At 69.1% G+C, this 26376-nt stretch carries 21 protein-coding genes and 3 pseudogenes; 8 read left to right on the top strand and 16 right to left on the bottom strand.

Annotated elements, in window-relative coordinates; translation table 11 throughout:
- Positions 1–589 precede the first annotated feature (589 nt).
- Complete coding sequence (locus tag QMK30_RS02540; RefSeq protein ID WP_283515438.1) at positions 590–1612, top strand: sigma-70 family RNA polymerase sigma factor; 1023 nt, start codon at positions 590–592, stop codon at positions 1610–1612.
- A 112-nt stretch (positions 1613–1724) separates the two neighbouring features.
- Here QMK30_RS02540 and QMK30_RS02535 read toward each other — a convergent pair whose 3' ends face one another.
- The gene (locus QMK30_RS02535; RefSeq protein ID WP_283515437.1) at positions 1725–2717 is read right to left on the bottom strand and encodes a helix-turn-helix transcriptional regulator; all 993 of its coding nucleotides are present in this window, start codon (positions 2715–2717) and stop codon (positions 1725–1727) included.
- Positions 2718–2778: 61 nt separating this feature from the next.
- On the opposite strand from QMK30_RS02535, the gene QMK30_RS02530 reads away from it, so the two are divergent.
- Both QMK30_RS02530 and QMK30_RS02525 read left to right on the top strand, forming a co-directional pair.
- Entirely contained in the window at positions 2779–4293 is a 1515-nt protein-coding gene (locus tag QMK30_RS02530) for an MFS transporter (RefSeq protein ID WP_283515436.1), read from the top strand.
- A 72-nt stretch (positions 4294–4365) separates the two neighbouring features.
- A pseudogene (locus tag QMK30_RS02525) lies at positions 4366–5444 on the top strand (replication initiator); the annotation flags it as partial.
- A gap of 142 nt (positions 5445–5586) precedes the next feature.
- Here the strand turns inward: QMK30_RS02525 and QMK30_RS02520 are convergent.
- The 3 genes from QMK30_RS02520 to QMK30_RS02510 all read right to left on the bottom strand — a co-directional run bounded on the left by QMK30_RS02520 (position 5587) and on the right by QMK30_RS02510 (position 11015).
- Complete coding sequence (locus QMK30_RS02520; protein WP_283515435.1) at positions 5587–6492, bottom strand: recombinase family protein; 906 nt, start codon at positions 6490–6492, stop codon at positions 5587–5589.
- Positions 6493–6629: 137 nt separating this feature from the next.
- Positions 6630–8006 carry an IS1380 family transposase gene (locus QMK30_RS02515; protein WP_283515434.1) on the bottom strand — a complete coding sequence of 459 codons (1377 nt, stop codon included), beginning with the start codon at positions 8004–8006 and terminating at the stop codon, positions 6630–6632.
- Positions 8007–8102: 96 nt separating this feature from the next.
- Entirely contained in the window at positions 8103–11015 is a 2913-nt protein-coding gene (locus QMK30_RS02510) for an AfsR/SARP family transcriptional regulator (RefSeq protein ID WP_283515433.1), read from the bottom strand.
- Between the two features lie 184 nt (positions 11016–11199).
- Between QMK30_RS02510 and QMK30_RS02505 the strand changes: the two genes are divergently transcribed.
- Positions 11200–11694, top strand: coding sequence for a ricin-type beta-trefoil lectin domain protein (locus QMK30_RS02505; RefSeq protein WP_283515432.1), 495 nt, complete (start codon positions 11200–11202; stop codon positions 11692–11694).
- Between the two features lie 138 nt (positions 11695–11832).
- On the opposite strand, the gene QMK30_RS02500 is transcribed toward QMK30_RS02505, so the two are convergent.
- The 5 genes and pseudogenes from QMK30_RS02500 to QMK30_RS38415 form a co-directional block, all read right to left on the bottom strand.
- Complete coding sequence (locus QMK30_RS02500; RefSeq protein WP_283515431.1) at positions 11833–12129, bottom strand: hypothetical protein; 297 nt, start codon at positions 12127–12129, stop codon at positions 11833–11835.
- A 529-nt stretch (positions 12130–12658) separates the two neighbouring features.
- Positions 12659–13384 carry a recombinase family protein gene (locus QMK30_RS02495; protein ID WP_283515430.1) on the bottom strand — a complete coding sequence of 242 codons (726 nt, stop codon included), beginning with the start codon at positions 13382–13384 and terminating at the stop codon, positions 12659–12661.
- A gap of 224 nt (positions 13385–13608) precedes the next feature.
- The gene (locus QMK30_RS02490) at positions 13609–14409 is read right to left on the bottom strand and encodes a DUF6227 family protein (RefSeq protein ID WP_283515604.1); all 801 of its coding nucleotides are present in this window, start codon (positions 14407–14409) and stop codon (positions 13609–13611) included.
- Positions 14410–14552: 143 nt separating this feature from the next.
- Positions 14553–15644 (bottom strand): P1 family peptidase, encoded by a 1092-nt coding sequence (locus QMK30_RS02485; RefSeq protein ID WP_283515603.1) that lies wholly within the window; start codon positions 15642–15644, stop codon positions 14553–14555.
- Positions 15645–15785: 141 nt separating this feature from the next.
- A pseudogene (locus tag QMK30_RS38415) lies at positions 15786–15962 on the bottom strand (low temperature requirement protein A); the annotation flags it as partial.
- 37 nt (positions 15963–15999) lie between these two features.
- On the opposite strand from QMK30_RS38415, the pseudogene QMK30_RS02480 reads away from it, so the two are divergent.
- Positions 16000–16268: pseudogene (locus tag QMK30_RS02480) on the top strand (hypothetical protein); the annotation flags it as partial.
- Positions 16269–16328: 60 nt separating this feature from the next.
- Positions 16329–16580 (top strand): hypothetical protein, encoded by a 252-nt coding sequence (locus QMK30_RS02475; RefSeq protein WP_283515429.1) that lies wholly within the window; start codon positions 16329–16331, stop codon positions 16578–16580.
- A 7-nt stretch (positions 16581–16587) separates the two neighbouring features.
- Here the strand turns inward: QMK30_RS02475 and mscL are convergent, their stop codons facing one another.
- The 3 genes from mscL to QMK30_RS02460 all read right to left on the bottom strand — a co-directional run bounded on the left by mscL (position 16588) and on the right by QMK30_RS02460 (position 18957).
- On the bottom strand, positions 16588–17058 hold the full coding sequence (gene mscL, locus QMK30_RS02470; protein WP_283515428.1) for a large conductance mechanosensitive channel protein MscL: 471 nt from the start codon (positions 17056–17058) through the stop codon (positions 16588–16590).
- A 243-nt stretch (positions 17059–17301) separates the two neighbouring features.
- Entirely contained in the window at positions 17302–17709 is a 408-nt protein-coding gene (locus QMK30_RS02465; protein ID WP_349362032.1) for a hypothetical protein, read from the bottom strand.
- Between the two features lie 414 nt (positions 17710–18123).
- Entirely contained in the window at positions 18124–18957 is an 834-nt protein-coding gene (locus QMK30_RS02460; protein ID WP_283515426.1) for an S-methyl-5'-thioadenosine phosphorylase, read from the bottom strand.
- Between QMK30_RS02460 and QMK30_RS02455 the strand changes: the two genes are divergently transcribed.
- The gene (locus QMK30_RS02455; protein ID WP_283515425.1) at positions 18956–19126 is read left to right on the top strand and encodes a hypothetical protein; all 171 of its coding nucleotides are present in this window, start codon (positions 18956–18958) and stop codon (positions 19124–19126) included. The two genes, QMK30_RS02460 and QMK30_RS02455, sit on opposite strands and share 2 nt — an antisense overlap.
- Before the next feature lie 172 nt (positions 19127–19298).
- Here the strand turns inward: QMK30_RS02455 and QMK30_RS02450 are convergent, their stop codons facing one another.
- The 3 genes from QMK30_RS02450 to QMK30_RS02440 all read right to left on the bottom strand — a co-directional run bounded on the left by QMK30_RS02450 (position 19299) and on the right by QMK30_RS02440 (position 22818).
- On the bottom strand, positions 19299–19664 hold the full coding sequence (locus QMK30_RS02450) for an FmdB family zinc ribbon protein (protein ID WP_283515424.1): 366 nt from the start codon (positions 19662–19664) through the stop codon (positions 19299–19301).
- A 66-nt stretch (positions 19665–19730) separates the two neighbouring features.
- Positions 19731–20996: an MFS transporter gene (locus QMK30_RS02445; RefSeq protein WP_283515423.1), complete on the bottom strand. Its 1266-nt coding sequence runs from the start codon at positions 20994–20996 to the stop codon at positions 19731–19733.
- Between the two features lie 283 nt (positions 20997–21279).
- Positions 21280–22818, bottom strand: coding sequence for a potassium/proton antiporter (locus QMK30_RS02440; RefSeq protein ID WP_283515602.1), 1539 nt, complete (start codon positions 22816–22818; stop codon positions 21280–21282).
- A gap of 170 nt (positions 22819–22988) precedes the next feature.
- Between QMK30_RS02440 and QMK30_RS02435 the strand changes: the two genes are divergently transcribed.
- Positions 22989–25778, top strand: coding sequence for a penicillin acylase family protein (locus QMK30_RS02435; RefSeq protein ID WP_283515422.1), 2790 nt, complete (start codon positions 22989–22991; stop codon positions 25776–25778).
- Here the strand turns inward: QMK30_RS02435 and QMK30_RS02430 are convergent.
- Positions 25768–26358 (bottom strand): 5-formyltetrahydrofolate cyclo-ligase, encoded by a 591-nt coding sequence (locus QMK30_RS02430; protein WP_283515601.1) that lies wholly within the window; start codon positions 26356–26358, stop codon positions 25768–25770. The genes QMK30_RS02435 and QMK30_RS02430 overlap by 11 nt on opposite strands.
- Positions 26359–26376 lie beyond the last annotated feature (18 nt).

Here is a 26376-nt window from a genome sequence, read left to right as displayed (position 1 = left end):
CCTCAAGCGCCGGACGGGCTGAATTCTTTCCCGGATGCCGCGCACGTCCAGCCCGTCCGGCGCTTGAGGACCGGGGCCTGGGGCGGAGCCCTCACGCGGTGGCAGCCGCAAAGTGTCACAGCAGGGAAGGGGCGGGGTGGGGAACGAGCCCGCCGCAGGCGCCCAGCCCCCCGCCCCCGGCCGCGTAACCCGGAATCCTGCGTAACCCGGAATCCTGCCAGGCCGGACATCCCGAGCAACCTGAAAGCCGTGCGGACCGTCTTCAGGGTGGGAGCGCAGCCGCGGGCGGCGCTGCGCGGGCGCGAAAACGGACGCGTTGAATGTGACGGCCGTCTCACCCACGCAGCGGCGGTAGAGGGAGGTGGGGACGCTGAGGGCGGCCTCCGCGCCCGCCCTGACCTGCACCTCTAAGTGTTCCTGCACCATCCGGCCGCCCTCGGCGGCCGACAGGGTACTGCAAGATCACGAAAATGAAGGCACGGCATGGGAATTCTGTCCGGATTCCAGTCGTTGTTTCCATCGGAGGCAGGGCACACGAAAGGTGTCCGGCAGCCACACCACCGCGACCTACTCACGCAAGGGAGCAAGCATGGCAACCCGTGCCGTCGCCCGTCGTCAGACCGCCACCAGCGGGTCCGCGGGCGTACGCAGCGTTCGCGCCGCCACCGGGGAGATCGCCGACCGCGACCTGGTCGGCATGTACCTCGACGAAATCGCACGGACGCCTTTGCTCGACGCCGCCAAAGAAGTCGACCTGTCCCAGACCATCGAGGCAGGCGTCTACGCGCAGCGGATCCTCGACACGACTGTGACATCAGCCGTTGCCACGGCGGGGGAGAGTGAAGCGGGCGGAGCCTCGCGCGAGGAGCTGGAGGCGCTGGTCGCCGACGGCGAGCGCGCCAAGGACCTCTTCATCCGCGCCAACCTCCGCCTGGTCGTGGCGGTCGCTCGCCGGTACCCCCGCAGTGGCCTCCCCCTGCTCGACCTGGTCCAGGAGGGGAACGCCGGCCTGGTGCGCGCGGTCGAGAAGTTCGACTACGCGAAGGGCTTCAAGTTCTCCACGTACGCGACCTGGTGGATCCGTCAGGCGATCACCCGGTCCATAGCCGACCAGTCCCGCACCATCCGGCTCCCCGTCCACCTGGTCGAAGAGCTCGGCCGAATCCGGCGCGTGCAGCGCGAGTTCAACCGTGAGCACGGGCGCGACCCGGAGCACACGGAGATCGCAGCCGAGCTGGAGACCAAGCCGCAGCGCGTCAGTGACGTGCTGGACTGGGCGCGCGACCCCGTCTCGCTGAACATGCCGGTGGACGACGCCGGTGAGACACAGTTCGGCGACCTGATCGAGGACGGCTCGGCGGTCTCGCCCGAGCAGTCGGTGCTTTCGCTGCTGCGCAGCGAGGAGCTCGAAGACCTGATAGCCAAGCTCGACGAGCGCACGGCCTCGATCATCCGCATGCGGTACGGCATCGAGGACGGCCGCGAGCGGACGCTGACCGAGGTTGGCAAGCAGCACGGACTCACGCGTGAGCGGATCCGGCAGATAGAGAAGCACGCTCTGCTGGAGCTCAAGCGCATGGCCCACGACACGGGGTTCGAATCGGCGGCGTAACTGCCCGCCGTATCAAGGACCGTGTCCTCCCGGCGCACCCCGGCGCCGGGGTGCGCCGTTTCTTTCCATTCGGCCCCTTTCTGTTCGGCCGCCGAGTTCTCAAGGCCCACCGCTACACCGGGTCCGAGGGGTCCGCGGTCGGGGTCACCGCGCGGCTGATCCGGCCCCCGAGATCGGCCAGGCAGTCCACCAGGTCCTGCGGCTCGTACACCTTGAACTCGCAGTCCACCAGCGCCAGTCGCACCGCCAGCCACTCCCGCGAGTCGGTGGCCATGGTCTCCAGCCGGCAGTTGTCCGCGTCGATCGCCTCCGGAGTGCCGAGCGAGGCAGGCAACCGCGCCGCCACGAATTCGGCGGGCGCTTCGAACGTCGCCACTACCCGGTAGCCCGTCTTGAACCCGCTCAGCGAATGCCGGATGAACTCCGCGGCGCCCCCGCTCGGCAGCGCGCGCGGCGTGAAGCGCGCCGCCGTGGGGAACGGCTCACTGACCCGGTCCACGCGGAACGTACGCCACGCCTCCCGCTCCAGGTCGTACGCGACCAGGTACCAGCGCCGCCCGGTGCTCACCAGCCGGTACGGCTCCACCAGGCGCTTGCTCGCCGAGCCGTCGCCCGCCCGGTAGGCGAACCGCAGCCGCTCCTGCCCGGTGGCGGCGCCCGCGATCGCGGTGAGCGTACGGGGGTCGATGGTCGCGCCGTCGCCGCTGGTCAGCGGGATCGTCGCGGCCTGGAGGCTGGAGACCTGATGCCGCAGCCTGGACGGCAGCACCTGTTCGAGCTTGGCCAGCGCGCGCACGGAGGCCTCCTCGATGCCCTCGACCGCGTGGCCCGCCCCGGCCCGCAGCCCCACCGCGATGGCGACCGCCTCCTCGTCATCGAGGAGCAGCGGAGGCATGGCCTTGCCCGCGACGAGCCGGTAGCCGCCGTCCGCGCCCATCGTGGCCTGCACGGGATAGCCGAGGTCACGCAGCCGGTCGATGTCGCGCCGTACGGTGCGTCGGCTGACGTGCAGGCGCTCGGCGATCTCGCTGCCGGGCCAGTCGCGGGGCGTCTGGAGGAGCGAGAGCAGTCGCAGCAGCCGTACCGGAGTGTCCGTCGTCGTCATGGTTCCAGGATGCCGTGGAAGTAGGCCTTCTTTTGTCCTATATACCGTCTAACTTCCTCTCATGACTTCCACACCGCTGCTCGCCGAGCAGACCGACCGTCGCAGGTGGTTCGCTCTCGCCATCGTGATGACCGCGGCCTTCATGGACCTGGTCGATGTCACCATCGTCAACATCGCGATCCCGAGCATCCAGGAGGGCCTGGGCGCGACGTTCAGCTCGATCCAGTGGATCACCGCGGGGTACGCCCTGGCGTTCGCCGCGGGCCTCATCACCGGCGGCAGGCTCGGTGACATCTACGGGCGCAAGCGGCTCTTCCTGATCGGCATCGGCGGCTTCACGTTCGCCTCGGCGCTCTGCGGCTTTGCCGCGAACTCGGAGATGCTCGTCGCCTCCCGCATCCTCCAGGGCGCGACGGCGGCCCTGATGGTGCCGCAGGTCCTGTCGATCGTTCACGCCACCTTCCCCGCCCACGAGCGCGGCAAGGTCTTCGGCCTGTTCGGCGCGATCGTCGGCCTCGGCGCGGTGTCGGGCCCGCTGCTCGGCGCGCTGCTCACCGAATGGAACCTGTTCGGTCTGGAATGGCGGCCGATCTTCCTCATCAACCTGCCGGTCGGCATCGCCGGTCTGATCCTCGGTATCCGCTACATCAGCGAGTCCAAAGCCCCCAAAGCGCTGCGCCTCGACCTGGTCGGTGTGGCGCTCGCGACGCTCGGCCTGCTGATGCTGATCTATCCCCTGACGCGTGGCGAGGAGCTCAACTGGCCGCTGTGGGGCCACCTCCTGATGGTCGGCAGCTTCGCCGTCTTCGCGATCTTCGTGATGTACGAGCGGTACAAGGCCCGCAAGGACGGCTCGCCGCTCGTCGAGCTCTCGCTGTTCAAGGTGAAGAGCTTCGCGGCGGGCACCGCCGTGCAGCTGACCTTCGGTGTCGCCCTGGGCATCTTCTTCCTGGTCTGGACGCTGTACATGCAGGTCGGGCTCGGCTGGAGCGCGCTGCGGGCGGGCACCACCGGCATTCCGTTCTCCATCGCCGTGTCCGTGGCGGCGGGAATCTCCGTACAGAAGCTGGTTCCGCGCTTCGGCCGCAAGGTGCTCCAGGCGGGCGCGCTGACGATGGCGGCCGGGCTGCTCATCTACATTTGGGAGGCCGACCGGTACGGCACGGCCATCCACTCCTGGCAGATGGCGCTCCCGCTGGTCGTCATGGGCATCGGCATGGGCCTCATCGTGGCGCCGCTGACCGAGGCCGTGCTGTCCGAGGTGCCGCGCGGTCACTCCGGTTCCGCGTCCGGCCTGATCAACACCATGCAGCAGACGGGTAACGCGCTGGGCCTCGGCCTGGTGTCGGTCGTCTTCTTCGGGGTCATCGACGACGGGCTCGCGCCGGGCCAGATGGGGATGGCTTTCGTGGACGCGTTCCAGAACGCGCTGTGGTGGGCGGTGGGTGTCCTGGTGATCATCTTCGGCCTGATGTTCGCGCTGCCCGCGCACTCGCGGGCAGCGGTCGAGGACGGGGACGGGGACGACGCTCAGATGTCGTCGCCGCTGGCGAAGGAGTCGGCGCTCACCCCCTGACCCGCCCCGATCCGCTCCTGCTCACGACGGCGCCCGTGCCCACCCGGCACGGGCGCCGTCGTTGTTGCTTGGCCCGCGCATTACGCGGGCAAGACCCTGCCCTGCCGCTGCGGCGCACACCACCCCGACAACGCCCCCGCCCTCGGTACACCCCTCAACCCCACTACCTACGACTACACCGGCGCTGTGCTCTGGAACGCCCACGCCGGTGCCCTGTGGGCCCGCTTCACGATCTACCTCCGCCGCGAGCTGGCCGCCCACCTCGGCATGACACAGAAGGCGCTGAAGGCTGCCCTTCGAGTCTCGTTCGCCAAGGTCGCCGAGTACCAAAAGCGCGGCCTGGTCCACTTCCTTGCCGTGATCCGCTTCGACGGCCCCGACGGCCCCGACGGCCTGGGCCACCGTTGACGCCCTGGACCACGCAGTGAAAGAGGCTGCCGAGCGGGCCGTGCTCGCCGTGGAATCCGACGCCATCGGAGAACGCCACATCGGCTGGGGCGAACGCATCGACGTACGCGAGATCACCGCCCTCGGGGACGGCGAACTCACCGATCAGAAGGTCGCCGCCTACGTCGCCAAGTACGCCACCAAGAGCGCCGAATACTCCGGCACCGTAGACCGGTCCCTCATCTGCCACCTCTGCGCCGGACGGGGCTACCTGCGCGGCCCCGACAACTTCCGCGACCTGTGCACCGACTGCGAGGGCACCGGACAAGCCGAATCGCTCAAAGATCTCCGCGTTCAACGCCACGTACGCCAGATGATCCGCACCGCCTGGGCCCTCGGCCACCTCCCAGAATTCGCAGACCTCAAGCTCTGGAAATGGGCCCACATGCTCGGATTTCGCGGCCACTTCTCCACCAAATCCCGCGCCTACTCCACCACCCTCGGCGCACTCCGCGACGTCCGCCGCACCTGGCGCACCACCCAAGCCGAACAAGCCCGCGCCCGTGCCGGCCATCCCGTCCCGAGCTCCAAGCCCTGATCAACGCAGTCGGCGCAGGCCACCCCCTTGATCTCTCCTCACCGGTTTAACAAACCACCGGTACCGACCAGGCGAAGAACTCCTTGCCGCTCAGACCCGCCACGACGTCACTCAAGCCCGCGACCAAAGCGAACGCGCCAAGACAGAAGGGGAGTTCTGGCAGTGACCACCGCTGTGAAGCATCCCGAACGCTCTCGGCTCCGTGAGGATGACCCGGTTGCCCAGTTCATCGAGGCGTGGGCGGCCCGACACGCGAAAGCTGCCCCCCGCCCGGGCAAGGGGCAGCTTGAGATACTGCGAGACCTGTTTCAGTGAGGCACCCGGAACACTGGCTCCAACAGGTCGGGGTCGAACTGACTGCTGCGTGCGCGGCCCTTTGGAAGGGGATGGATGATCACTTTCAGGACTGCCGCCGCTGCTTTGCGCTTCTGCCGCATGTCGAACTCGTCCCACTTCTCTCGAGTAAACCCGGCTAGGAAGTTCTTGGCAGCCTGTTCGGCATAGAACTCGGTGCGGTCCTTCTGGGACTCGCTGATTTGAGCATCGTTGCTGTCCCGGAACTCCAGGTACTCGGCCAGGCTAAATGTCCCGGCGTCGTAGTTGTCTTTGATCTCTTTGCGCTTGGCCAATAGAGATTTCATTGTCCCTTCGCCGTACCACGTCTTTTCGTCGGGCTGCATGGCAGAGAATTTCTCCTCCAGGACCTTGATGACCACGAGCTCTATGGCCCTGTCCACGTAGTCGGCTCGGCGGCTCACCTTGTTGCAGCGCGGCTCACCACACCGGTACCGCTCCTGCTTGTTCGTTCCGCCGGGACCCATGCCCTTGATCTTCGCCAGGCACATGGTTCCCTTCGCGTCCACGTACTCGCACCGCGCGATGTTGGTGAGGAAGAAGCGGCGAGTGGCCTCCGCGATCTCTCGATTCTCCTTCTTGCCTTCCCGCTTGACCTTGTCGCGGAATCGGGAAGTGGCTGTATCGCCATCGAGGTTGAACCACACACCGCACCGCGCAATGAGCTTGAACCACTCTTCCGGGGTGCAGATGGTCTCCCACTTGCCCACCACCGGTTCACTGGTCTTAGGATCGGTGACCAGATCGCTGTTGATCATGCGGTATCCGCAGAGAGCTGGGTTCGTGAGCATGTACTGAACCGGGGTGACGGCCCACTTGTCGCCCCGGTTCGTTAGCCTCGATCTTTCGTGACGAGTCATCAGCTTGTTGCTGGTGACTCGTTTCGTTTTCGGATGGTGTGGGGGCAGGCCGGTAGCCCGGCTGTCGCGTCGGGTGGGCGCCGGCTTCCACGGTTCCGGGGTGCGGTGAAGGTTTGTCGGGGCGGGGTCGTTGCTGGTCAGTCTGGGTTTGGTAGGGCGTCGAGGCGCTTGAACGCGGCGGTGATGATCTGGGTCCAGGGCCAGTGCCGGGCAAAGCGGAGGTATCGGCGGCGGCTGGTCGTTATCAGCTGGGCGGCGGCGGCGAACAGCCGCAGCCGTAGGCGGCGGGGCTCCCAGCGGCGGGCGGTGCCGGTCAGCGCAAGCATCGACAGCCAGGCCAGCAGCTCCAGCGCGAGCTGGACGATCTCCAGCCAGATCCGGTTCTGAGCGGCATCGTGCAGCGGCAGGTTGGTAAGGCCGGTGGCGCGGGCGGCGCGGATGCGGTCCTCGGCCCTGGCGCGCTGGCGGTGGCGCAGCTCCAGCTCGGCGATCGGGGCGTCGGAGGTGTTGGTGGCGAAGCAGGTCAGGCGCAGTCCGTCGGCATCGGTGAGACGCAACTGTGCTCCGGGGTGCGGGCGTTCCTTGCGGACGATCAGCCGCATGCCTTGCGGCCAGCCCTTCAAGCAGTCGCCGCCGATTTCGGCGACCCAGGCGCCGTCGCGCACCTCGCCATCCGGCTCCACGGCCGGCGTCCAGGCCGAGGCGGGGACGGCCAGGACTGCGGTATGGATGGCATCGGTGATGGTCATCCCGACCGAGTACGACAACCACCGGCCGCGCTGGGCGAGCCAGGCGACGAACTCATGCGTCCCGCCGCCGGAGTCGGTGCGAATCAGGGTCTGCCGGCCACGCCGGTAGGACTTCGGCAGCTGAGCCAGCGCGAGTTGAGTGGCTTCGATGTGGTCGGCGGCGGTGTTGGAGCCGGCGTTCCCAGGGCGCAGCAGGCCCGCGACCGGCTCACCGGAGCCGGGGCGTCCATGGTCGACGAACGCCATCAGCGGGTGGTGGCCATAGGTCTTCTTCCAGGTCGCGGCGGCGTCCTGCTTGTCGGAGTGGGCCAGCACCAGCACCCCGTCGATGTCCACGATCACCTGCCCGGAGGCGTCCGGGGCCGCCTGCTTGGCCAGGCGCCAAACTCGGTTCCGCACCTCGGATCGGGCGGTGCGGATCGCCGTCAGGGCCTTCGGGCCGGCCGCCGCCAGAGTATCGAGCAAGCGGGAGACTGTCGGATCCGAGGCGACGGGGCCGAACACCGCGGGCTCGGCCCGCAGCACGCCGACGTCGGCCAGGCAGTCCCCGCCCAGGGCCACCGCCAAGGCCACATCCAGCAGGACCTTGCCCGGATCGTGCACCGCCCGCGGCTTGCGCCACGGCGCCAACGCCACTGAAAGCGCCTGATCCAGCCCGGTCTTGCGGGCCGTCTCCACCAGTAGTACGCCTCCCGCCTGGGAGACCACCGACCGGCCGCCGCCCTCGACGCGGACACGTGGATAGGCCCCGATACGCTTTTTCACTTGGGAAGTGTCTCCGGGGGGAGCCCTCGATGGATGCGAGATAGCGGGGTCGGCCGTCGTGGGCTGTCCATGGCAGTAGGCGTGGCCTCGGGGCGCTCATCGCCGCGTCCCGCGCTCGATCGCTTCCGCCAGGGCGTGGGCGACGGGTTGCGGTCCGGAGGGCCCGGGATCTGCCGTACGGATGCGTCGGATGTGCTGCCGCATCGCGTCGGCCTCGGCGTCCAGGCCTCGATCGGTGTAGATCGCGGCGGCCTCTCGCCGACAGGCGAGGGCCTCGTCCATGCGCCCGAGGGTGTCCAATGACGTGGCGAGGACCGCCAAGGGCCAGGCCAGTGTCTCGTCGTGGCTGCCGATGGACCTGCGACCGAGGTCGACGGCGCGCCGGCACAGGACGACAGCCCTGTCATGGTCGCCGATGCCCTGCATGCCCCTGGCGATGGCCGAGAGCGCGCATGCCTCACCGTCCCTGTCGCCGAGCCGACGGCGGAGTCGAGCGCTTCGGATGCCGTGCTCGATGGTGAGGCGGGGGTTGCCGAGGTCAGCGTGGAGGGCGGCGATGTTGCCTTCCGCCACCGCTTCCCATCGCCCGGTGTCGAAGCCCCGGCTGAGCACGAGCGCCTCGTCGAAGTGGCGCAGCGCCTCGACGAGGCGGGTCTGTCGGCGGAGCAGCTGACCGAGTTCGGTGCGGGCGGCGATCTGGATGTGGTTGTTGCCGACGTCCTTGGCCAGGGCGCAGGCGCGGATGAGATCCCGCTCCGCGTCCGGATGCTGGAGGTGTGCCAACGCCTCCCCACGAGCGAGCAGGACGTTGGCTTCGTGCTCGATCCGGCCGGAGCGCCGCGCCGCGTGCAGGGCCGCGGTGGCGGTGTCGACGCGCTCCTGCCAGCCGCCCATGAGCACCAGGAAGCCGAGAGCGTCGACGAGGTGCAGCGCGTACCGGTCCATGGCGGTGTCGACAGCGTGGTGCAGGGCGGCGACGAGGTTGGCCCGTTCCGCAGTGAACCACGCCCAGGCGCCGTCACGACCGGCCAGGAGGTGTGGATGGGCTGACTCGGTGGGGTTCGTCACCACACGGGTGCAGGTGGGGTAGAGCAGGCGGTCGGCGGTGTGCGCGGTGTGGGCGTACCACGTGAGCATCGCGTCGAGAGCGTGTCCCCGTTCGGCCTCGGAGTCGTGCGCACCGGCCAGTTCGCCGGCGTAGGCGCGCAGTAGATCGTGAAAGCGGTATCGGTCGTGCGCGACCGGTTCGATGAGGTGCGCGTCTGCCAGCGCCCGCAGCAGCCGCCGTGTCGTGTGTGGGGGCAGGCGCGCGAGGGCCGCGGCGGCGGGTGTGGAGATGTCCGGGCCGGGATGCAGGCCAAGGCGCCGGAACAGGCTCGCCTGCGCTGCCGGTAGCTGTGCGTAGGACCACTGGAGTACGTTGCGGACCGCGGCGTAGGGATCCTGGCCCCAGCTCAGTGCGTCGAGTTTGGAGTCCTCGTCGGCGAGCTCGTCGGCGATGTCGGCGACGGCGACATGTTCGTACGCGGCGGCACGCCCGGCGGCGATCCGCAGCGCGAGCGGCAATCGCGCACACAGCCGGATGAGGCTCTCCACCGCGGCCGGCTCCGCCTGGGCGCGAGCGGGGCCGATGATGCCCACGACCAGGGATGAGGCCTCGTCCGGAGACAGCACGTCGAGGGTGATCCGGTACGCGGCTTCGGTGACCACCAGCCCGGTCAGGCTGTCGCGGCTGGTCACCAGCACCATGCACCCGGGCGCTCCCGGCAGCAGCGGCCGGACCTGCTCCGCGCTGTTGGCGTTGTCCAGCACGATCAGCATGCGTCGCCCCGTCGCCAGCGTGCGAAACAGTCCCGAGCGGGCGCCGGTCCCGGCCGGCACCGCCGCCGGATGTACGCCGAGAGCGACCAGGAAATCGTCGAGGACCTCGTCCGGGGTCGCGGGCCTGCCGGGCCCGTAACCGTGCAAGTTGGTGTGCAGTGTGCCGTCCGGGAAGCGGTCCTGGACGCGGTGGGCCCAGTGCACCGCGAGGGTCGTCTTGCCCACGCCGCCTGAACCGTCGAGGGCGGAGATCACCACGGCCTGACCGCCGGCGGGCGGCAACAGCGCGTCGAGCGCCGCCAGGTGGTCGGCACGGCCGGTGAAGTCGCGGATCGCCTGCGGCAGCTGACGGGGCACCGGTGGCGTGGCGGGCTGAGGCGGCCTCGGGGCGGGCAGGGCTCCGGTCGCCCCGCCGGGATCGTCCCGCCGCACCCGGTCGACCCGGCGGGCTCCGGATTCACCGCGCAGGATCCGCTCGTGCAACCGCTGGGTGCGGGGGCCGGGGCCGACCCCCAGTTCCTCGGCGAGGCGGGTTCTGAGGCGGTGGAAGACACCCAGCGCGTCCGCGCGTCGGCCACAGTGGTCGAGCGCCACCATCAGCTGGGCGTGCAGGCCCTCGTGCAGGGGATGGTCGTGCACGAGATCCGCCAGATCGTCGACGACCTCGTGGTGCTCGCCGAGTTCCAGCCGCCATCCGGCGCACTGCTCCAGCGCGCTGAGCCGCTGCTCGTCCAGCCGCGCGGCGGATCTGCCCAGGGCCGCCGTGCCCAGCCCGTCGAGTGCGGGGCCACGCCACAGGCCCAGCGCCGGCCGGATCAGCTGGACCGCCCGCTCAAGTCTCCCCTCGGCAGCGTGGCGGCGACTCTCGGCCACCCCGGCGGCGAAGCGGAGCGAGTCGAGCCGGGCGGTGTCGACGCGGACGCGGTAGCCGGGATCCTCGGTGAGGATGAGCCGCCGGTCGCTGTCACCCAGGCATTCCCGCAGCGCCGAGACGGAGTTCCGCAGCTGTTTGGTGGCGCTGGGGGGTGGCTCGTCGTCCCAGGTCATCTCGATGAGCTTGGAGAGCGAGACCACGATGTTGGGCGCCAACAGCAGTGCTGCCAGCAGTCGCTGGCGACGCGCCCCGGGCACCGGCACCCGCTCACAGCCTGTCCGGACATCCAGCGCACCGAGAATGCGAAAGTCCATCCTCCCGGCCTCTCCCCCTTGCCACCAGTAAGAAGAGCAAAGCACAGGGTTCGCGGCAACGCCCACCCACCGGCCGGTGGTGACGTGGTGGGGACGGCGTGAGGACGGCGTGCGAGAGGTTGTGGACGTCTCGAGGCAACCCGGGAGCAGAACCACCGATACGCCGAACTCAAGGGGATAAGACATGGAAGACAAGAAGAATTTCGCGCGTCTCGCCGGCGCCGGGGCGGCGCTGGCCCTGGGATCGACGCTGCTGGCCGGCGCCCCGGCTTCGGCGCAGGCGGCGGCGCCGGTGCCGATCTACCAGGTGAAAAACGCAAACAGCAGCAACTCCTGCCTGCAGGTGGCGAACATCGCGTCGAACAAGGGAAACGTGAACCTCGGCAACTGTGACCGCAGGGCGAGCCAGGTGTGGACCGTCATCGACGGCGTCTTCACGAACCCCAAATACAAGCACTGCCTCGACGGAAACGGCGCGGACGTCTACACGGGATTGTGCAACGACGGCACATATCAGAAGTGGAACACCACCTCCGGCAGCCCGAAGTCCATCGTGCATGACGTGAGCCAGGAGTGGCTGCACGCGAACGGAGCAGTCGGGGACGAGGTCGTCTTCCGGGACACCAAGGAGACGGCGTCCCGCTGGGTGATCACCCAGGTGGGATCGATCAACCCGTGAGTGCGGGGGCCGGCCTCACTGACGGCTCACGCTGACGGCTCGCACTTTCGGCTCGCGTTGACGGCTCGCGCTCTTGGCAAGCGGTACCCGGACATCGCGGTCCCGCCGCCTCGGCACTTGGGCGCCTGCGCGGTGACGTCACGGAGGGGCAGTCTCGGGGGACGGACCGGCCGGTCCGTCCCCCGAGACGTCGAGGCGGGCACGGCGTAGCTCCGCGACCGTGAGTGCGTCGTGCAGCGCCTCGTACAGTCGCGCCACTAGAAAGCGCAGTTCGACGGTGGACAGCTCCGGCTCGGTACGCATCGCCCGGGCGTGAGCGAGCACTGTCCGGCCCGACCGCAACAGACTGGCCTCCGTGGCCGCCGCGATTCGGGCGACACCGGCCTCGACGAATGCGAGGTAGCACGGTCGGCCGTCGTCGGTCGTCCACGCCACGGCAGCAGGCGTGGTCTCGGGGCGTTCATCGTTGCGTCCCGCGATCGAGCGCGTCCGCTAGGGCGTGGGCGACGGGGGTGAGATTTTCCCGAGGTCGATGAGGCCGTACACCGGTTCGCCGTTCTCCTCCTGGACCCGTACGACCAGGGGCGGGAAGACCGCCTTCTGGAGCGCGGAGGCCAGCGCCGTGCGCGCCGCCTCCGCCTGCTTCGTCTGCTGCTCCCGCTTCCTCCGTCATGGTCAGGCCACCTCGATTCCGTGGATTCGGCGGGGACCCACGTCCACGCCGTGAAGGGCCAGCCACAGCATGCTGCGACGCATCCGTTGTTTCCATACGTCGTGTCGTTCACTTGTTCTCGTCATGGCATCCACATCCCGTGTTACGCAGTACGCCTCCCGCCTGGGAGACCACCGACCGGACGCCGCCCTCGACGCGGACACGTGGATAGGACCTGCTACGTTTCTTCACCTGGGAAGTGCCTCCGACGGTGGCAGGAACAAGGACCTCGAAAATCCTCATTCTTGCTGGTCAGAGGCACTTTCTGCTTACGTGATCACCAGTCGGACAGTCCGCGACGTGAAAGCGCGAGGTTAGGTACCCGCTCTTGTCCAGGTGCTCAACGATGCTGGCCCAAGCCTTGCCTACCAAGGCCAAGCCGACTGCTTCGCGGAGAACCTTTGCTTCCTTTGGTTCTAGCTTCTCGTTCACCAAACGCCCGGTCTTGGGATCTGGCCCCTTCCATCCGAAGCGGCGCGGCCCGGTTGGATTCCCCTCCAACGCCTGGTCCCGCACGTTGCGCTTGACCCTGCGCTTGACCTTGATCACTTCGCGCTCGCCCATGGCGGAAGTCAGCAGACCTCGGATCATCTCAGCGTCGCTGTGAACGTCCAGGACGGTCGTTGTGTCGGTCACCCCGTACAGACCGCACTTGTCGACCGTGAGCGCGCGGTGCAGTCGTAGGTAGTCCTCCGCGAGTCGAACAACGCGCTCTTCCTCCACGACGAAGATGCCGTGGATGGGGTAGCCCTCCTCGACCTGACGGGCTCGGAGATCGCGGACCAGCCGCAGGAAGGCCGGTCGCTCGATGTCCGGGTCTGCTGCCGTGATGTGGTTGTCCGTGTAGCGATAGAGGATCGCGCATCCGTGCTGCGCGGCGAACTCGTCACAGTTCCGGTGTTGCCGGGATACCCCGATCTCATTGCGCTTGTCCCTGGTGATCCGGGCGTACGAACAGCATGGCTTGCGGCCGTCCAACCACTCCTCGAAGGTTCGGCCTTCGGCAAGTGCCTGTTGTAGGTCGGGGTGGCCGCCTGACGTCGAAGGACGTCACGCTTCGAGGAGTCGGTGCCTGGAGTCCTTCGGCGGACGTCATCCTTCGAGGATTCGCAGTCGCCGTCGCCGTTGGAGCCGTAGCCAAAGCCGGAGGCGGAGCCGTAGCCCCCCGGCAACGGCTCCGACCCTGTCACTCCCGCACTCCCTCAGCGCACCCGTGCCCGGAGCTCCATCGCTTCGCGCGCCGCGTGCTCGGTGTCGTACACCTCGCACATGTGGCGACCGTCGGGGGTCGCTGTGTGCTCGACCTCCCAGATGCTGACCTCGCTGCCGTCGAGCAGCAGGAAGGCGTGCTCGTAGAGCGTGAAGCCGGCGTCCCGGCCCTCCACATCGCACTGGCGGCCGAAGGCCTGAGTGATCTGGTGGGCGAGCGCGCCGCGCAGCACGCGCGCGGTGTCCTCACCCGGCCGGTCGCCGTTCTCCGCGCGGCGGAGCACCCGGCGCGCGTGGTCCGCGGAGTTGTCCGGGGCGTAGATGCGCGGAGCGGCGGGCGGATGGGTGGCCATGAGCGCGGCGAGGATCTCCAGGTCCGCGTCAAGATCAGCGTCCAGGTCGGTGTCGAAGTCCGTGTCCCGGCCGGCGGCCCCGCCGCCCTGCCCGTACCCGGAGGGCGTGCGGGACCCGGCTCCGCGCGGGCTCGGCAGCCTCGACGCGGCGAGCCTGGCCTCGCCCTGCTCCAGATACAGCTCGTGCTGGGTGGCGCAGTCCCTGCCCGCGTTGTGCACCAGCTCCCACAGCGTCAGCGAGCTGCCGTCGATGAGCAGGAAGGCGTGCCTGAACGTTTCACGGTGCAGGCCCGAGCTGTGGTGCGAGGAGTGCAGGGCCGTGCTGTGCGCCAGCGCCGTACCGAGCCGTTCGACGGTCAGGTCCGGCAGGTCGAACGAGTTCAGTGCACGCCCCAGGAGCCTCTCGAGGTGCTCCTCGGTTGTCTCGTACGGATCGCTCAAGGGGGTCTCCAGGCCGTCGCCGCTTGTTACTTGGTGTGTGCTCAACGTAGCCCCTGGGTCTGACAACGCGACCTGGCTTGGGGAAAACGAGGGGGCGCGGACATCATTCCCGCGCCCCCGTACCAACTCGGCCCGCCGGTACGTCAGTAGAGATCCCGGTACGCCGGGTAATCCCCGCCGGGACCGTCCACGCCTTCGGCCGCCAGCACGGCCTTCGTCACGGCGCGGGTCAGCGCGTCCGCGCCCGCCGCGAGGACCTCGTTCAGCGCGGCGGCGGCCAGTTGCACCGCGAAAGCCGGATCGGGGGCCTCGTGGAGCACGGGCCGCGTCCCCGTCGACAGGGCGAATACGGTGTCGCCGTCGGTGAGCAGATGCACGGGACGCACGGCGCGCGCGAGGCCGTCGTGCGCCGTGCCCGCGAGCTTCTGCGCCTGTGCGCGGGTCAGTTCCACGTCGGTGGCGACGACCGCGAGGGTGGTGTTGAGCGGGGGGCGTGCGGAGGTCGCCGAGCGCCGCGCCGATTCCTCGCGCGCCTCCGCCAGTCGGCGCTGGGCGGCCGTGTGCACCTCCGCCGCCGGATAGTCGGGCGGCCCGTCGTGCCCGTCGAAGTAGCGCCCGTACGCCACGCCTGTCAGCGGGTCGACCGCGAGGCCGGAGGCGTTGACGACGGCGAGTGCGGCCACGGTGACGCCCGAGCCGAGGAGGATGCTCGCGCTGCCGACCCCGCCCTTCATCCCGCCGATGACCGCGCCCGTACCCGCCCCCATGTTGCCCTCGGCGACGGCCGCCCCGTCCTCGGTACGGGCGGCGGCCTCGGCGGCGGTCCGCCCGGTCGTGGCGTCCGGCCTGGCCCGCCAGTCGCCGCCGCGCCCCAGGTCGAAGAGGCAGGCGGCCGGGACGACCGGCACCACCTGCGCGGGGTCGGGCCCGACCTGGAAGCCGCGCCCCCGCTCCTCCAGCCAGGCCATCACCCCGGAGGCGGCGTCCAGCCCGTACGCGCTGCCGCCCGTCAGCACGACGGCGTCGATGCGTTGGACCAGATTGCGCGGGTCGAGGGCGTCGGTCTCGCGGGTGCCGGGCCCCCCGCCCCGTACATCGACGGCTGCGACCACCCCGCCCTCCGGGGCAAGCACCACCGTGGTGCCGCTCAGGGCGCGGTCGCCGGGCACGCGCGCGTGGCCGACCCGGAGGCCGGCCACGTCCGTCAAGGAATCTGTTCTTGTGGTCTGTCCCATGCTGTCGTGCGTATCACGCGAGTTGAGCGACAGGGCGCTATCGGGGCGCGGATTGCGGGTGGAGAGCGTCACACCCAGCGCCACCGTCAGCGCCGCCACCAGCCCCGCCGCGAGTACCGCCCACTGGCCCGCGAACGTACAGCCGAGAACCGCCAGCGCGGACACGGGCAGGACCAGCTGCTGCGCGGTTCCGCGCTTGGAGTGGCGCGAGTGCAGAAAGCACACCGTCAGGAGATAGAGCGCGGCCGGGACTGTGACGGCGGCGGACGCGGCCAGTGTCGAGATGTGCGCCTTGCCGATGGACTGCTCGACCGCCACCTCCAGGCCCGCGCCGATCGCGGCGGCCGAACCGAAGATCAACTCCAGTGGTTACGGCGATCCGCGGATCCGCCACACCGGGCCGGGGCCGGGCGCAGGCGCTGAGCAGGAGCCCGAGCGATCGGCGAAACTGACAGCCCGCCTGACCCTCGCCATCACGGTGGTCATGCCAGCTCTGGGCCCTGACCGTCACGGTCAACGAGTGGATGAAGGGTGACACCGGCACCGCCTGGTGGGGGGGGCTTCCTCTGCCTGTCGTTCCTGGCGGTCCTCGTCCTGTGGCTCATCGGCCCGAAGGGGCGATGAGGCGTCGGCCCCGTCGCGAGGCCGGGGCCGCCGGCCACTGTCCCGCCGTACCCTTGAAGCATGAGCACCGCCCCCGCCCACGAACCGCGCGATCCGGAGTCCGGGCACAAGCCCGCGCAGGAGCCCGAGCCTGCACAGAAGTCTGAGCCCGGACACAAGCCCCGGCCGAAGCCGACGCTGGACTTCGGCGATCCGATGGACCAGCAGTCCTCGGACGACACGGACCGTGGGTGGGGAGAGCGGCCCTCCGCCGGTGGCAGTGCGGCCGACCTCGCCCGCTTCCTCGACGAGAAGCCGCCCCACCACCTCTGAGCGGGCGCTACGGGGTGTTGTTGCCCGAGCCGCGCTGGGCGACCAGGGCGTCCCTGATCTCCTTCAGCAGCTCGACCTCGGTGGCCTCCATGACCTCGGCCGTGGCTTCCTTCGCCTTCCTCCGCTTGGCCTGCTTGGCCAGGTACTTTGACATGGGCAGCACCATGAGGAAGTAGACGACCGCTGCGGTGATCAGGAAGCTGAGCACCGCGCTGAGGATCGACCCCCACATGATCGGGATCCCCTGCATCACGCCTGCCGAGTCGGGCTTGCACGGGTCCTTCAGGCAGGAGCTGTAGCTCTCCAGGTCCTGGGTGCCGAAGGCGCCGACCAGCGGGTTGATCACGCCCTTGACGATCGAGTTCACGACATTGGTGAACGCGGCGCCAATGACAACCGCGACCGCCAGGTCGATCACATTGCCGCGCATCAGGAAGGTCTTGAAGCCTTCGAGAACGCTTGTCTTCTCCTCGCTCACGGGTGAGCCTCTTTTCGCATGTGGCGCATGTGGCGCATGTGGCGCATGTGGCGCATGTTTCGCATGTGCAGGGGGCGGAGCGAACTGTTCCGCAACCTACGGCAGCACGTGACGGGGCTGTCCAATCGGTGCTCGCGAACCAGTGACGTGACAGGGTGTCAGTTCTAGTCGGCGCAGCTGCGAGCAGCGCGACTCCGTTCGGCCCACTCCGAGTCGGACCCGTTGGAGTCGGCCCAGTCTCCGTCAGCACAGCGTCACCGCCAGCCGCGAGGTCGCGCCCGCACCCGCCAGTGCCGTCGCTGCGGTCCGTGGCACGGACAGGACGACCAGAGCGCCACTCCCTTCCCCGGCTGTCCCGAGGAATTTCGGCACGGCTGCCACCCGAGCGCCCGTCGCCACCACCCGGGCATCGGAGTTCCCGCCGCCCATCGGGGAGTCGGCCGTGGCGATCACATCGACGCGGTCCCCGCGCCGCAGCAGCCGTACGGTCTCGGCATCGGCGATACGCACCGGCGCCGACACCATTTCCACGGCCTGCCGCGCCCGCGGCGGCGCAGATGCTGCTTCCGCGCGAGCCCCGTCCGAACCGCTCGCGTCGCGCACCCCCGCGGCGGCCAGCGCGGCAGCCGTCACCGCGAGGCCGGTGGCCACCGCCCGCCGCCTGCGCCGCACAGCGCGCCGCAACCGGTGGCTACCGCCGCGCACCCGCACCGGGGCGAATGCGGGGACACCGCCGGGCTCCGGCCCGGGGACGGACGCGTCGGGAACAGCGGGAGTGAGGGACGGGGAAGTGAGAGGCGGAGGAGTAGAAGTGAGAGACCGGGAAGGGGGAGTATGAGACCTGGGGGACATAGCGAATACCACCTGCTGTGAGGAGCTTCGTTCTGCGTGCCGCGTTCTTCTCGAACGCTCCTCACGATCCAGGATTCGGCAGGACCTCGCCGAGCCCTGTGGACGTCCACCGAGTTGTGGACAACTCGCTCACCCGCAAGGGCGGTCAGGCCCCTCAGCCCCGCTCAGCCCGCCCCAACCCGGTCAGCCAGGCCCCTCGCCCCGGTCGGCCGGCTAAGGCAGCTCGATCCCGGTGTCGGCCCCGTCCAAGGCGTGCGCGCACAGGCAGTCGCGCGTCTCGCTCGCGGGCAGCGCGGCCACCGCGTCGAAGAGCACCGAACGCAGCCGGCCGACATTGGCCCCGAAGACCTTCAGCACCTCCTCGTGGGAGACGCCCTCGCCCGTCTCGGCGCCCGCGTCCAGGTCCGTCACCAGCGTCAGTGACGTGTAGCAGAGCCCCAGTTCCCGTGCGAGTACCGCTTCCGGGTGCCCGGTCATGCCGACCACCGACCAGCCGTTCGCCGCGTGCCACCGTGACTCGGCGCGCGTCGAGAAGCGCGGCCCTTCGATGACCACCAGCGTCCCGCCGTCCACCGGCTCCCACTGACGTCCGCGCGCCGCCGCGAGCGCTGCCTTGCGCCCCTCGGGGCAGTACGGGTCGGCGAAGGTCAGGTGCACCACGTTCGGCAGCTTCTTGTCCACCGGCGTCTCACCGTCGTAGAAGGTCTGCGCCCGCGCCTTTGTACGGTCCACCAGCTGGTCGGGTACGAGCAGAGTGCCCGGCCCGTACTCCGCACGCAGCCCGCCCACCGCGCACGGACCGAGGACCTGGCGCGCGCCGACGGAGCGCAGTGCCCACAGGTTGGCGCGGTAGTTGATGCGGTGCGGCGGCAGATGGTGACCGCGTCCGTGGCGGGGGAGGAACGCGACCCGCCGTCCGGCGATCTCACCGAGGAACAGGGAGTCACTCGGTTTCCCGTAGGGGGTGTCCACCTGGACCTCGGTCACGTCCTCCAAAAAGGAGTAGAAGCCCGAGCCGCCGATTACGCCGATCTCTGCGTTCACCATGGCGATCACACTAGCCGGGCGTCCGCACGCGGAGTTGGCGAGGCCGACCCGGCGTCCACACGGCGGCCCCTCGGGCGCGTACATGCAGTTCCCGCCGTACGGATACGTCGCGTACATGCAGATGTCCCCGCCGTACGGATACGGCGGGGACCTGCTGAGGCATGCGTAACGACCTCGGGGGCAATGGAGCGTGGATCAGCGAGCGGCGTTATGCGGCTTCGCGTCCAAGGCGGAGGAGGGAGGCGACGCGGAGCGTCGTCGACCGACGACAACGCCGGAGGCGGAGTCGCATAACGCCGGGAACCCGCGCACTATTGCCCCCGAGGTCGTAAGGCGGTGGGTCAGGCGGCCGAGGATCTGCTGGACGAGCTCGACGAGCTGCTGGAGCTCGACGAGGAGCCCGAGTTCGAGGACGACTTCGACTCGGAGCCCGATCCGGAAGAACCGGAACCGGAAGAACCGGACGACGTCGACGAGGCCGACGCGGCCGTCTTCGCGGGCGACGTCGGCGCCGTGCTGCTCGACGAGGAGCCACGGCTGTCGTTCCGGTAGAAACCGGAACCCTTGAAGACAATGCCGACCGCCGAGAACACCTTCTTCAGGCGTCCTTCGCAGCTGGGGCACACCGTCAAGGCGTCATCGGTGAACTTCTGCACCGCCTCGAGGCCCTCGCCGCATTCGGTGCACTGATACTGATAGGTCGGCACTTGCTCCTCCTGGCACTCTCACTCGATGAGTGCTAACGACGGTCCATAGTGACGTATTCCGCTGGATCAGTCCACCGTGACCGGCACTCGGTGACCCATGCCACGTGCCGCCACCCGCCCCGAGGACTTCGGCAGCAGCCGCGAGCGCAGTGCTACCAGCGTGCTGAAGGCGAGCACGGTACCGGCCAGCGGCACCAGGAATCCGGCGCTCGCGCCGTTCGCGTCCGCCAGCTGTCCGGCGACCGTGACGGCCGCCGCCTGGCCCAGCGCGACGGCGCCGGTCAGCCAGGTGAAGGCCTCGGTGCGGGCCGTGGCGGGCACCAGGGTCTCGACCATCGTGTAGCCGGTGATCAGCGCGGGCGCGATGCACAGTCCGACCAGCAGCCCCAGACCCGCGAGCAGTGGCACGGAGTGCACTGCCCACAGTCCGGACGCGGCCAGCGTCAGGCCGGCGTACCCGAACATCAGCCGGCGCCGGGGCCCGACCTTCCAGGCGATGGCGCCGCACGCGATGCCCGCGAGCATGTTGCCCGCGGCGAATACGCCGTACAGCAGCCCGTTCACTCCGGGACGGCCGATCTCCTCGGAGAAGGCGGTCAGTGAGACCTGCATGCCGCCGAAGACCGCGCCGATGCCGAGGAAGGCCACGGCAAGCACCCGCACGCCCGGCACGGACAGCGCGGAGACGCGGCGCCCGTCGGACGCGCTCACGCGTCCGACCTTGGGCTGCGTCTCCCGCTGGAGTGCGAAGAACAGGCCGCCGACCAGGGTCAGCGTCGCCTCGGCGATCAGGCCGGCCGCCGGGTGCACGCCGGTGCACAGTGCGGTCGCGAGGACCGGTCCGACGACGAAGGTGAACTCGTCCGTCACCGACTCGAAGGCCGCCGCGGTGGACATCAGCGGCGAACCCTCCAGCTTCGCGGCCCAGCGGGCCCGCACCATCGGGCCGATCTGCGGCACGGAAGCACCGGTGGGGACGGCCGCGACGAACAGCGCCCACAGGGGCGCGTCCACGAGGGCGAGCGCCGTCAGTGTGACTACGGACGCCGTGTGCACCAGGATGCCCGGGATGAGGACGGCGCTCTGGCCGAAACGGTCGGCCAGTTTTCCGCTCTGCGGTGCGAACAGTGCCATGGAAACGCCGGTGACGGCGGCGACGATGCCTGCCGTTCCGTACGAGCCGGTGGTGTGCTGCACCAGCAGCACGATGCCGATTGTCAGCATCGCGAAGGGCTGTCGTGCCAGGAAGCCGGGGAGCAGGTAGGTCCATGCCCCCGGTGTGCGCAGCAGCTGCCCGTAACCGGGGCGGCTCGCGGTGACCGTGGATGCCACGGTCCTTGCCTTTCCGCCACCTGGTGACGCTCCCCTGTGCCCGCACATGTGCGGGTGCACGCGAATGTACGAGCGTGCGGGAGCCGCCGAGAGCTGTCCTCTTGCGCAGGACCTGCGGTAGATACCAGGACACCCACTGCGAGGGGGGCCGGCCGCCGTGCGGTCGCGCCAGCTCTGCGTCAGGCAGAGTTGGTAAATCAGTACACCTTCAGGCTACAGGCAATCCTGCCCGTGGAGCCTGCGATTACGTATGAGAGCCGTCACGCAGCCTTAGAACCTGCGATCAACCAGAATTACCCCCTCCGGTTCCCAGCCAGCCGGCCAGCTTGCCGCCCTGTCCGACGGCCCGCAGCCGTCGCTCCGCTGCGTCGCGTACCGGATCGGTCGCCACCACGAGCAGCTCGTCGCCCCGCCGCAGCACGGTCGTCGGCAGCGGTACGAAGCTGGTTCGGTCGCGGACGACCAGGGTCACCGCGGCCCCGTGCGGCAGCCGCAGCTCGGCCACCTCGACGCCGTGCATCCGCGACTTCGCGGGGATCGCGACCGAGAGCAGATGGCCGCGCAGCCGCTCCAGCGGCGCCGACTCGATGCCCAGGTCGGCGGCGCCCGTCTCGGTGTCGCCGAGCTTCAGCCGGGTCGCCAGCCAGGGCAGGGTCGGCCCCTGGACGAGGGTGTAGACGACGACGAGCACGAAGACGATGTTGAAGATCTGCCCGCTGTCGTCGACGCCCGCCACCATCGGGATGGTGGCCAGCACGATGGGCACGGCCCCGCGCAGCCCCGCCCAGGAGACGAGTACCTGCTCCCGCCACGGCTGTCGGAAGGGCAGCATGCTGAGCATCACGGACAGCGGGCGGGCCACCATGGTCAGCACCAGACCGACGATCATGGCGGGCCAGAAGTCGTCCAGCAGCTCGTGCGGTGTGACCAGCAGGCCGAGCAGGACGAACATGCCGATCTGCGCGATCCAGCCGAGCCCGTCCGCGAACCCGCGCGTCGCCGGCCAGTGCGGCAGCTTGGCGTTTCCCAGCACCATGGCCGCGAGATAGACGGCGAGGAAGCCACTGCCGTGCGCCATGGCGCCGGCGGCGTACGCGGCCACCGCGATCGCCATGACCGCGATCGGGTAGAGGCCGGAGGCGGGCAGGGCCACCCGCCGTATGCCGTACGCGCCCAGCAAGCCCACCGTGAGCCCGATGGCCGCGCCGATCGCCAGCTCAAGAGCGATCTCGCCGACCAGCACGTACCAGGCGTCCACCGGCCCCGCGGTCGAGAACGCCACCACCAGGATGACCACGGGGGCGTCGTTGAAGCCCGACTCGGCTTCCAGCACACCGGTCAGCCGGGAGGGCAGCGGGACCTTGCGCAGCACGGAGAAGACGGCCGCCGCGTCCGTCGATGAGACCACCGCGCCGATGATCAGGGACTGTCGCCAGTCGAGTCCGACCAGATAGTGCGCCGCCGCGGCTGTGACGCCGACGCTCACCGCGACGCCGAAGGTCGACATGACGACAGCGGCGGGCAGCGCCGGCTTGATCTCTTTCCACTTCGTGCCCAGACCGCCCTCGGCCAGGATCACCACGAGTGCGGCGTAACCGATCACCTGCGTGAGTTCGGCGTTGTCGAACTTGACGTTGAAGATCCCGTCCTGCCCTATCGCGACACCGATGCCGAGATAAATGAGCAGGCTGGGGAGGCCACTGCGGGACGACAGACGCACGGCGGCGACTGCGGAGAGCAGGACGAGCGAGCAGATGAGCAGGAGTTCATTGAGCTGATGGACAGTCAGTGGACGTTTCCTTCCCTCGCACACCTGCCGGATCGTTCCTCCGGCGGCCGGTACTTCGTTACCTTACCTAATCTTTAACGCTTCCTTGACGCCCTCGATCATCCGTACGATCACAGTTGGAGGCACCGCGTCGGGAGCGTAGGAGCGCTACGCCTATGGTTGCTCCAGCACCCCAGGACCACCCTGCCCCTCGAAGGACAGCGATGCCCGCCAACACCACCGCCTCTTCCGGCAAGAAGAAGAAGGGGCGTCGCGCCCGCCTGATTGTGATCGTGTTGGTGTTGGCGCTTGTTGCGGGTGTCGGCTATGGCACGTTCTGGAGCATCAGTACGGTGCGCGCCTCCTTCCCGCAGACCACCGGCTCGATCGAGGTCGAAGGCCTCTCCGGGCCCGTCGACGTCAAGCGCGACAGCTACGGCATTCCGCAGATTTACGCGGACTCCGACGAAGACCTGTTCCGCGCCCAGGGCTTCGTCCAGGCGCAGGACCGCTTCTACGAGATGGACGTCCGCCGTCACATGACGTCGGGCCGTCTCTCGGAGATGTTCGGCTCCGGCCAGGTCGAGACCGACACCTTCCTGCGCACGCTCGGCTGGCGTCAGGTCGCGCAGCAGGAGTACGACACCGAGCTGTCGCCGGAGACCAAGAAGTACCTCCAGTCGTACGCCGCCGGGGTCAACTCGTACCTCGAAGGCCGCGACGGCAAGGACCTCTCGGTCGAGTACGCCGCTCTGGGCCTCACCAGCGACTACAAGCCCGAGAAGTGGACGCCCGTCGACTCGGTGGCCTGGCTCAAGGCCATGGCCTGGGACCTGCGCGGCAACATGCAGGACGAGATCGACCGTTCGCTGATGACGAGCCGGCTGACCACCAAGCAGATCAAGGACCTCTACCCGGGCTATCCCTTCGACCGCAACAAGCCGGTCGTTCAGGAGGGCGCGGTCGACGAGATCACGAAGAAGTTCGACCCGAAGGCCTCCGCCGGCGCGAACGGCTCGGGCTCGGGTGCGGGCGCCGGGACCGGTTCGGGCACCGGCACGGGCGGCGCAGGCACCAGCGGGTCGAACGGGTCGAACGGGTCGAACGGCACCCAGGGCTTCCAGAGCCAGCTCTCCCGGGTCTCCGACGCCCTCGACGAGATCCCCGCCCTGCTCGGCCCGAACGGCAGCGGCATCGGATCCAACTCCTGGGTCGTCTCCGGCCAGTACACGACCACCGGAAAGCCGCTGCTCGCCAACGACCCGCACCTGGCCCCCCAGCTGCCCTCGACCTGGTACCAGATGGGTCTGCACTGCCGCAGCATCACCGCGGAGTGCAAGTACGACGTCGCCGGCAACACCTTCGCCGGTCTGCCCGGCGTGATCATCGGCCACAACAAGGACATCGCCTGGGGCTTCACCAATCTGGGCGCCGACGTCACCGATCTCTACCTGGAGAAGATCACCGGCGAGAGCTACCTCTACGACGGCAAGCAGAAGCCCTTCACGACCCGCGAGGAGACCATCAAGGTCGCCGGCGGCAAGTCGAAGAAAATCACCGTCCGCTCCACCAACAACGGCCCACTGGTCTCCGACCGCAGCGACGAGCTGGAGAAGGTCGGCGAGAAGGCCCCGGTCGCCAACGCCGCGCCCGACCGCGGTGACGGCTACGCGATCTCCCTCAAGTGGACCGCACTGATGCCCGGCAAGTCGATGGACGCCGTGTTCGAGCTGAACCGGGCCAAGGACTTCAAGAGCTTCCGCGCGGCTGCGGGCCACTTCGAGGTCCCCTCGCAGAACCTCATCTACGCCGACACCAAGGGCAACATCGGCTACCAGGCCCCGGGCCGCATCCCGATCAGGGCCGCGGGCGACGGCACGATGCCCGCAGCGGGCTGGGACCGCCGATACCGCTGGTCCGGGTTCATCCCGCAGGACGAGCTGCCGTACGAGTACAACCCGAAGCGCGGCTACATCGTCACCGCAAACCAGGCCGTGATCGACCAGAAGAAGTACCCGTACCTGCTCACCAAGGACTGGGGCTACGGCGCGCGCAGCCAGCGGATCAACGACCTCATCGAGTCGAAGATCAAGGACGGCGTCAAGATCTCGACCGAGGACATGCGCATCATGCAGGGGGACAACAGCAGCGAGATCGCCAAGCTGCTCACGCCCTACCTGCTGAAGATCGATGTCTCGGATTCGAACGTCCGTGAGACGCAGAAGCTCCTTGAGGGCTGGGACTACACGCAGGAGCCGGACTCCGCCGCCGCCGCGTACTTCAACTCCGTGTGGCGCAACGTCCTCATGCTGGCCTTCGGCAACAAGATGCCCAAGGAACTGCGGGTCAAGGGCCAGTGCCTGATCGTCCGCCCCGCCGACAGCTCGGGCCCGGTCGACGACGCCGACGAGCGGGTGCGCGAGTGCGGTCAGCGCGACCCGGACACGGCGCAGCCCGACGGGGGCGACCGCTGGTACGAGGTCGTCCGCAAGATGCTGACGGACGAGAACAACGAGTGGTGGCAGGCGCCGGGCAACCGTCTGAACACGGCGACCGACACCCGGGACGAACTGCTCGACCGTGCGATGAAGGACGCCCGCTGGGAGCTGACGGCGAAGCTCGGCAAGGACGTCGACACCTGGAGCTGGGGCCGGCTGCACCAGCTGACCCTGAAGAATCAGACGCTGGGCACCGAAGGACCCGGCGTTCTGCGGTGGATGCTGAACCGCGGCCCGTGGAACCTGGGCGGCGGCGAGGCCGCGGTCAACGCCACCGGCTGGAACGCGGCGGGCGGCTACGAGGTCCTGTGGGTGCCGTCCATGCGGATGGTGGTGAACCTGAACGACCTCGACAAGTCCCGCTGGATCAACCTCACCGGTGCGTCGGGGCACGCCTACAGCGCGCACTACACCGACCAGACGGACAAGTGGGCCAAGGGCCAGCTGCTCGACTGGGCGTTCACCGATGAAGCCGTCGAGAAGAGCACCTCCGACAAGCTGGTGCTCAGGCCGTAAAGCGCCTGACGCCACCGGGCGTCACCACGGCGCGTACGGGGTGGTCGTGCGGCTCCTTCGGGACCCGCGCGACCACCTCGTTGTCGTACAGGAGCACCACCAGATACGGCGTCACGCCGGCCGCGTCCAGCCGGGCGAGCACTCGGTCGTAACTGCCACCGCCCCGCCCCAGCCGCATCCCGCGGCTGTCCACGGCGAGGCCGGGCAGCAGCACCGCGTCCGCTTCGAGGACGGCGTGTACGCCGAGCCGCGCGCCCCCCGGCTCCAGAAGTCCGAGCCGGGCGCGCACGAGCCGGTCCGCGCCCCGGTACTCGGCCCAGTCCAGATCGTTGTCCGCCAGGAGCACCGGAAGCAGCACCCGTACGCCCCGCGCGCGCAGCGCGTCGAGGAGCGCGTGGGTACCCGGTTCGCGCCCGATGGACACATACGCGGCCACGGTCCTGGCGTCGACGAGCTCCGGCAGCAGCAGCGCCCGCCGGGCCAGAGCGGCATCCGTCTCCTGGACGTCATCCCTGGTCAACCGGTTCCTCATGTCGACGAGTTCTCTTCGCAACCCGGCCTTGTCAGGCTCGTCACACAGCACAGCGGCTTCACAAAC

Origin of the sequence: Streptomyces sp. H27-C3, from assembly GCF_030063415.1 — a bacterium.
In the GTDB taxonomy this organism is placed as follows: domain Bacteria; phylum Actinomycetota; class Actinomycetes; order Streptomycetales; family Streptomycetaceae; genus Streptomyces.
The sequence above is the reverse complement of the archived record's forward strand: the minus strand, read 5'-3'. Positions and strand labels throughout refer to the sequence as shown.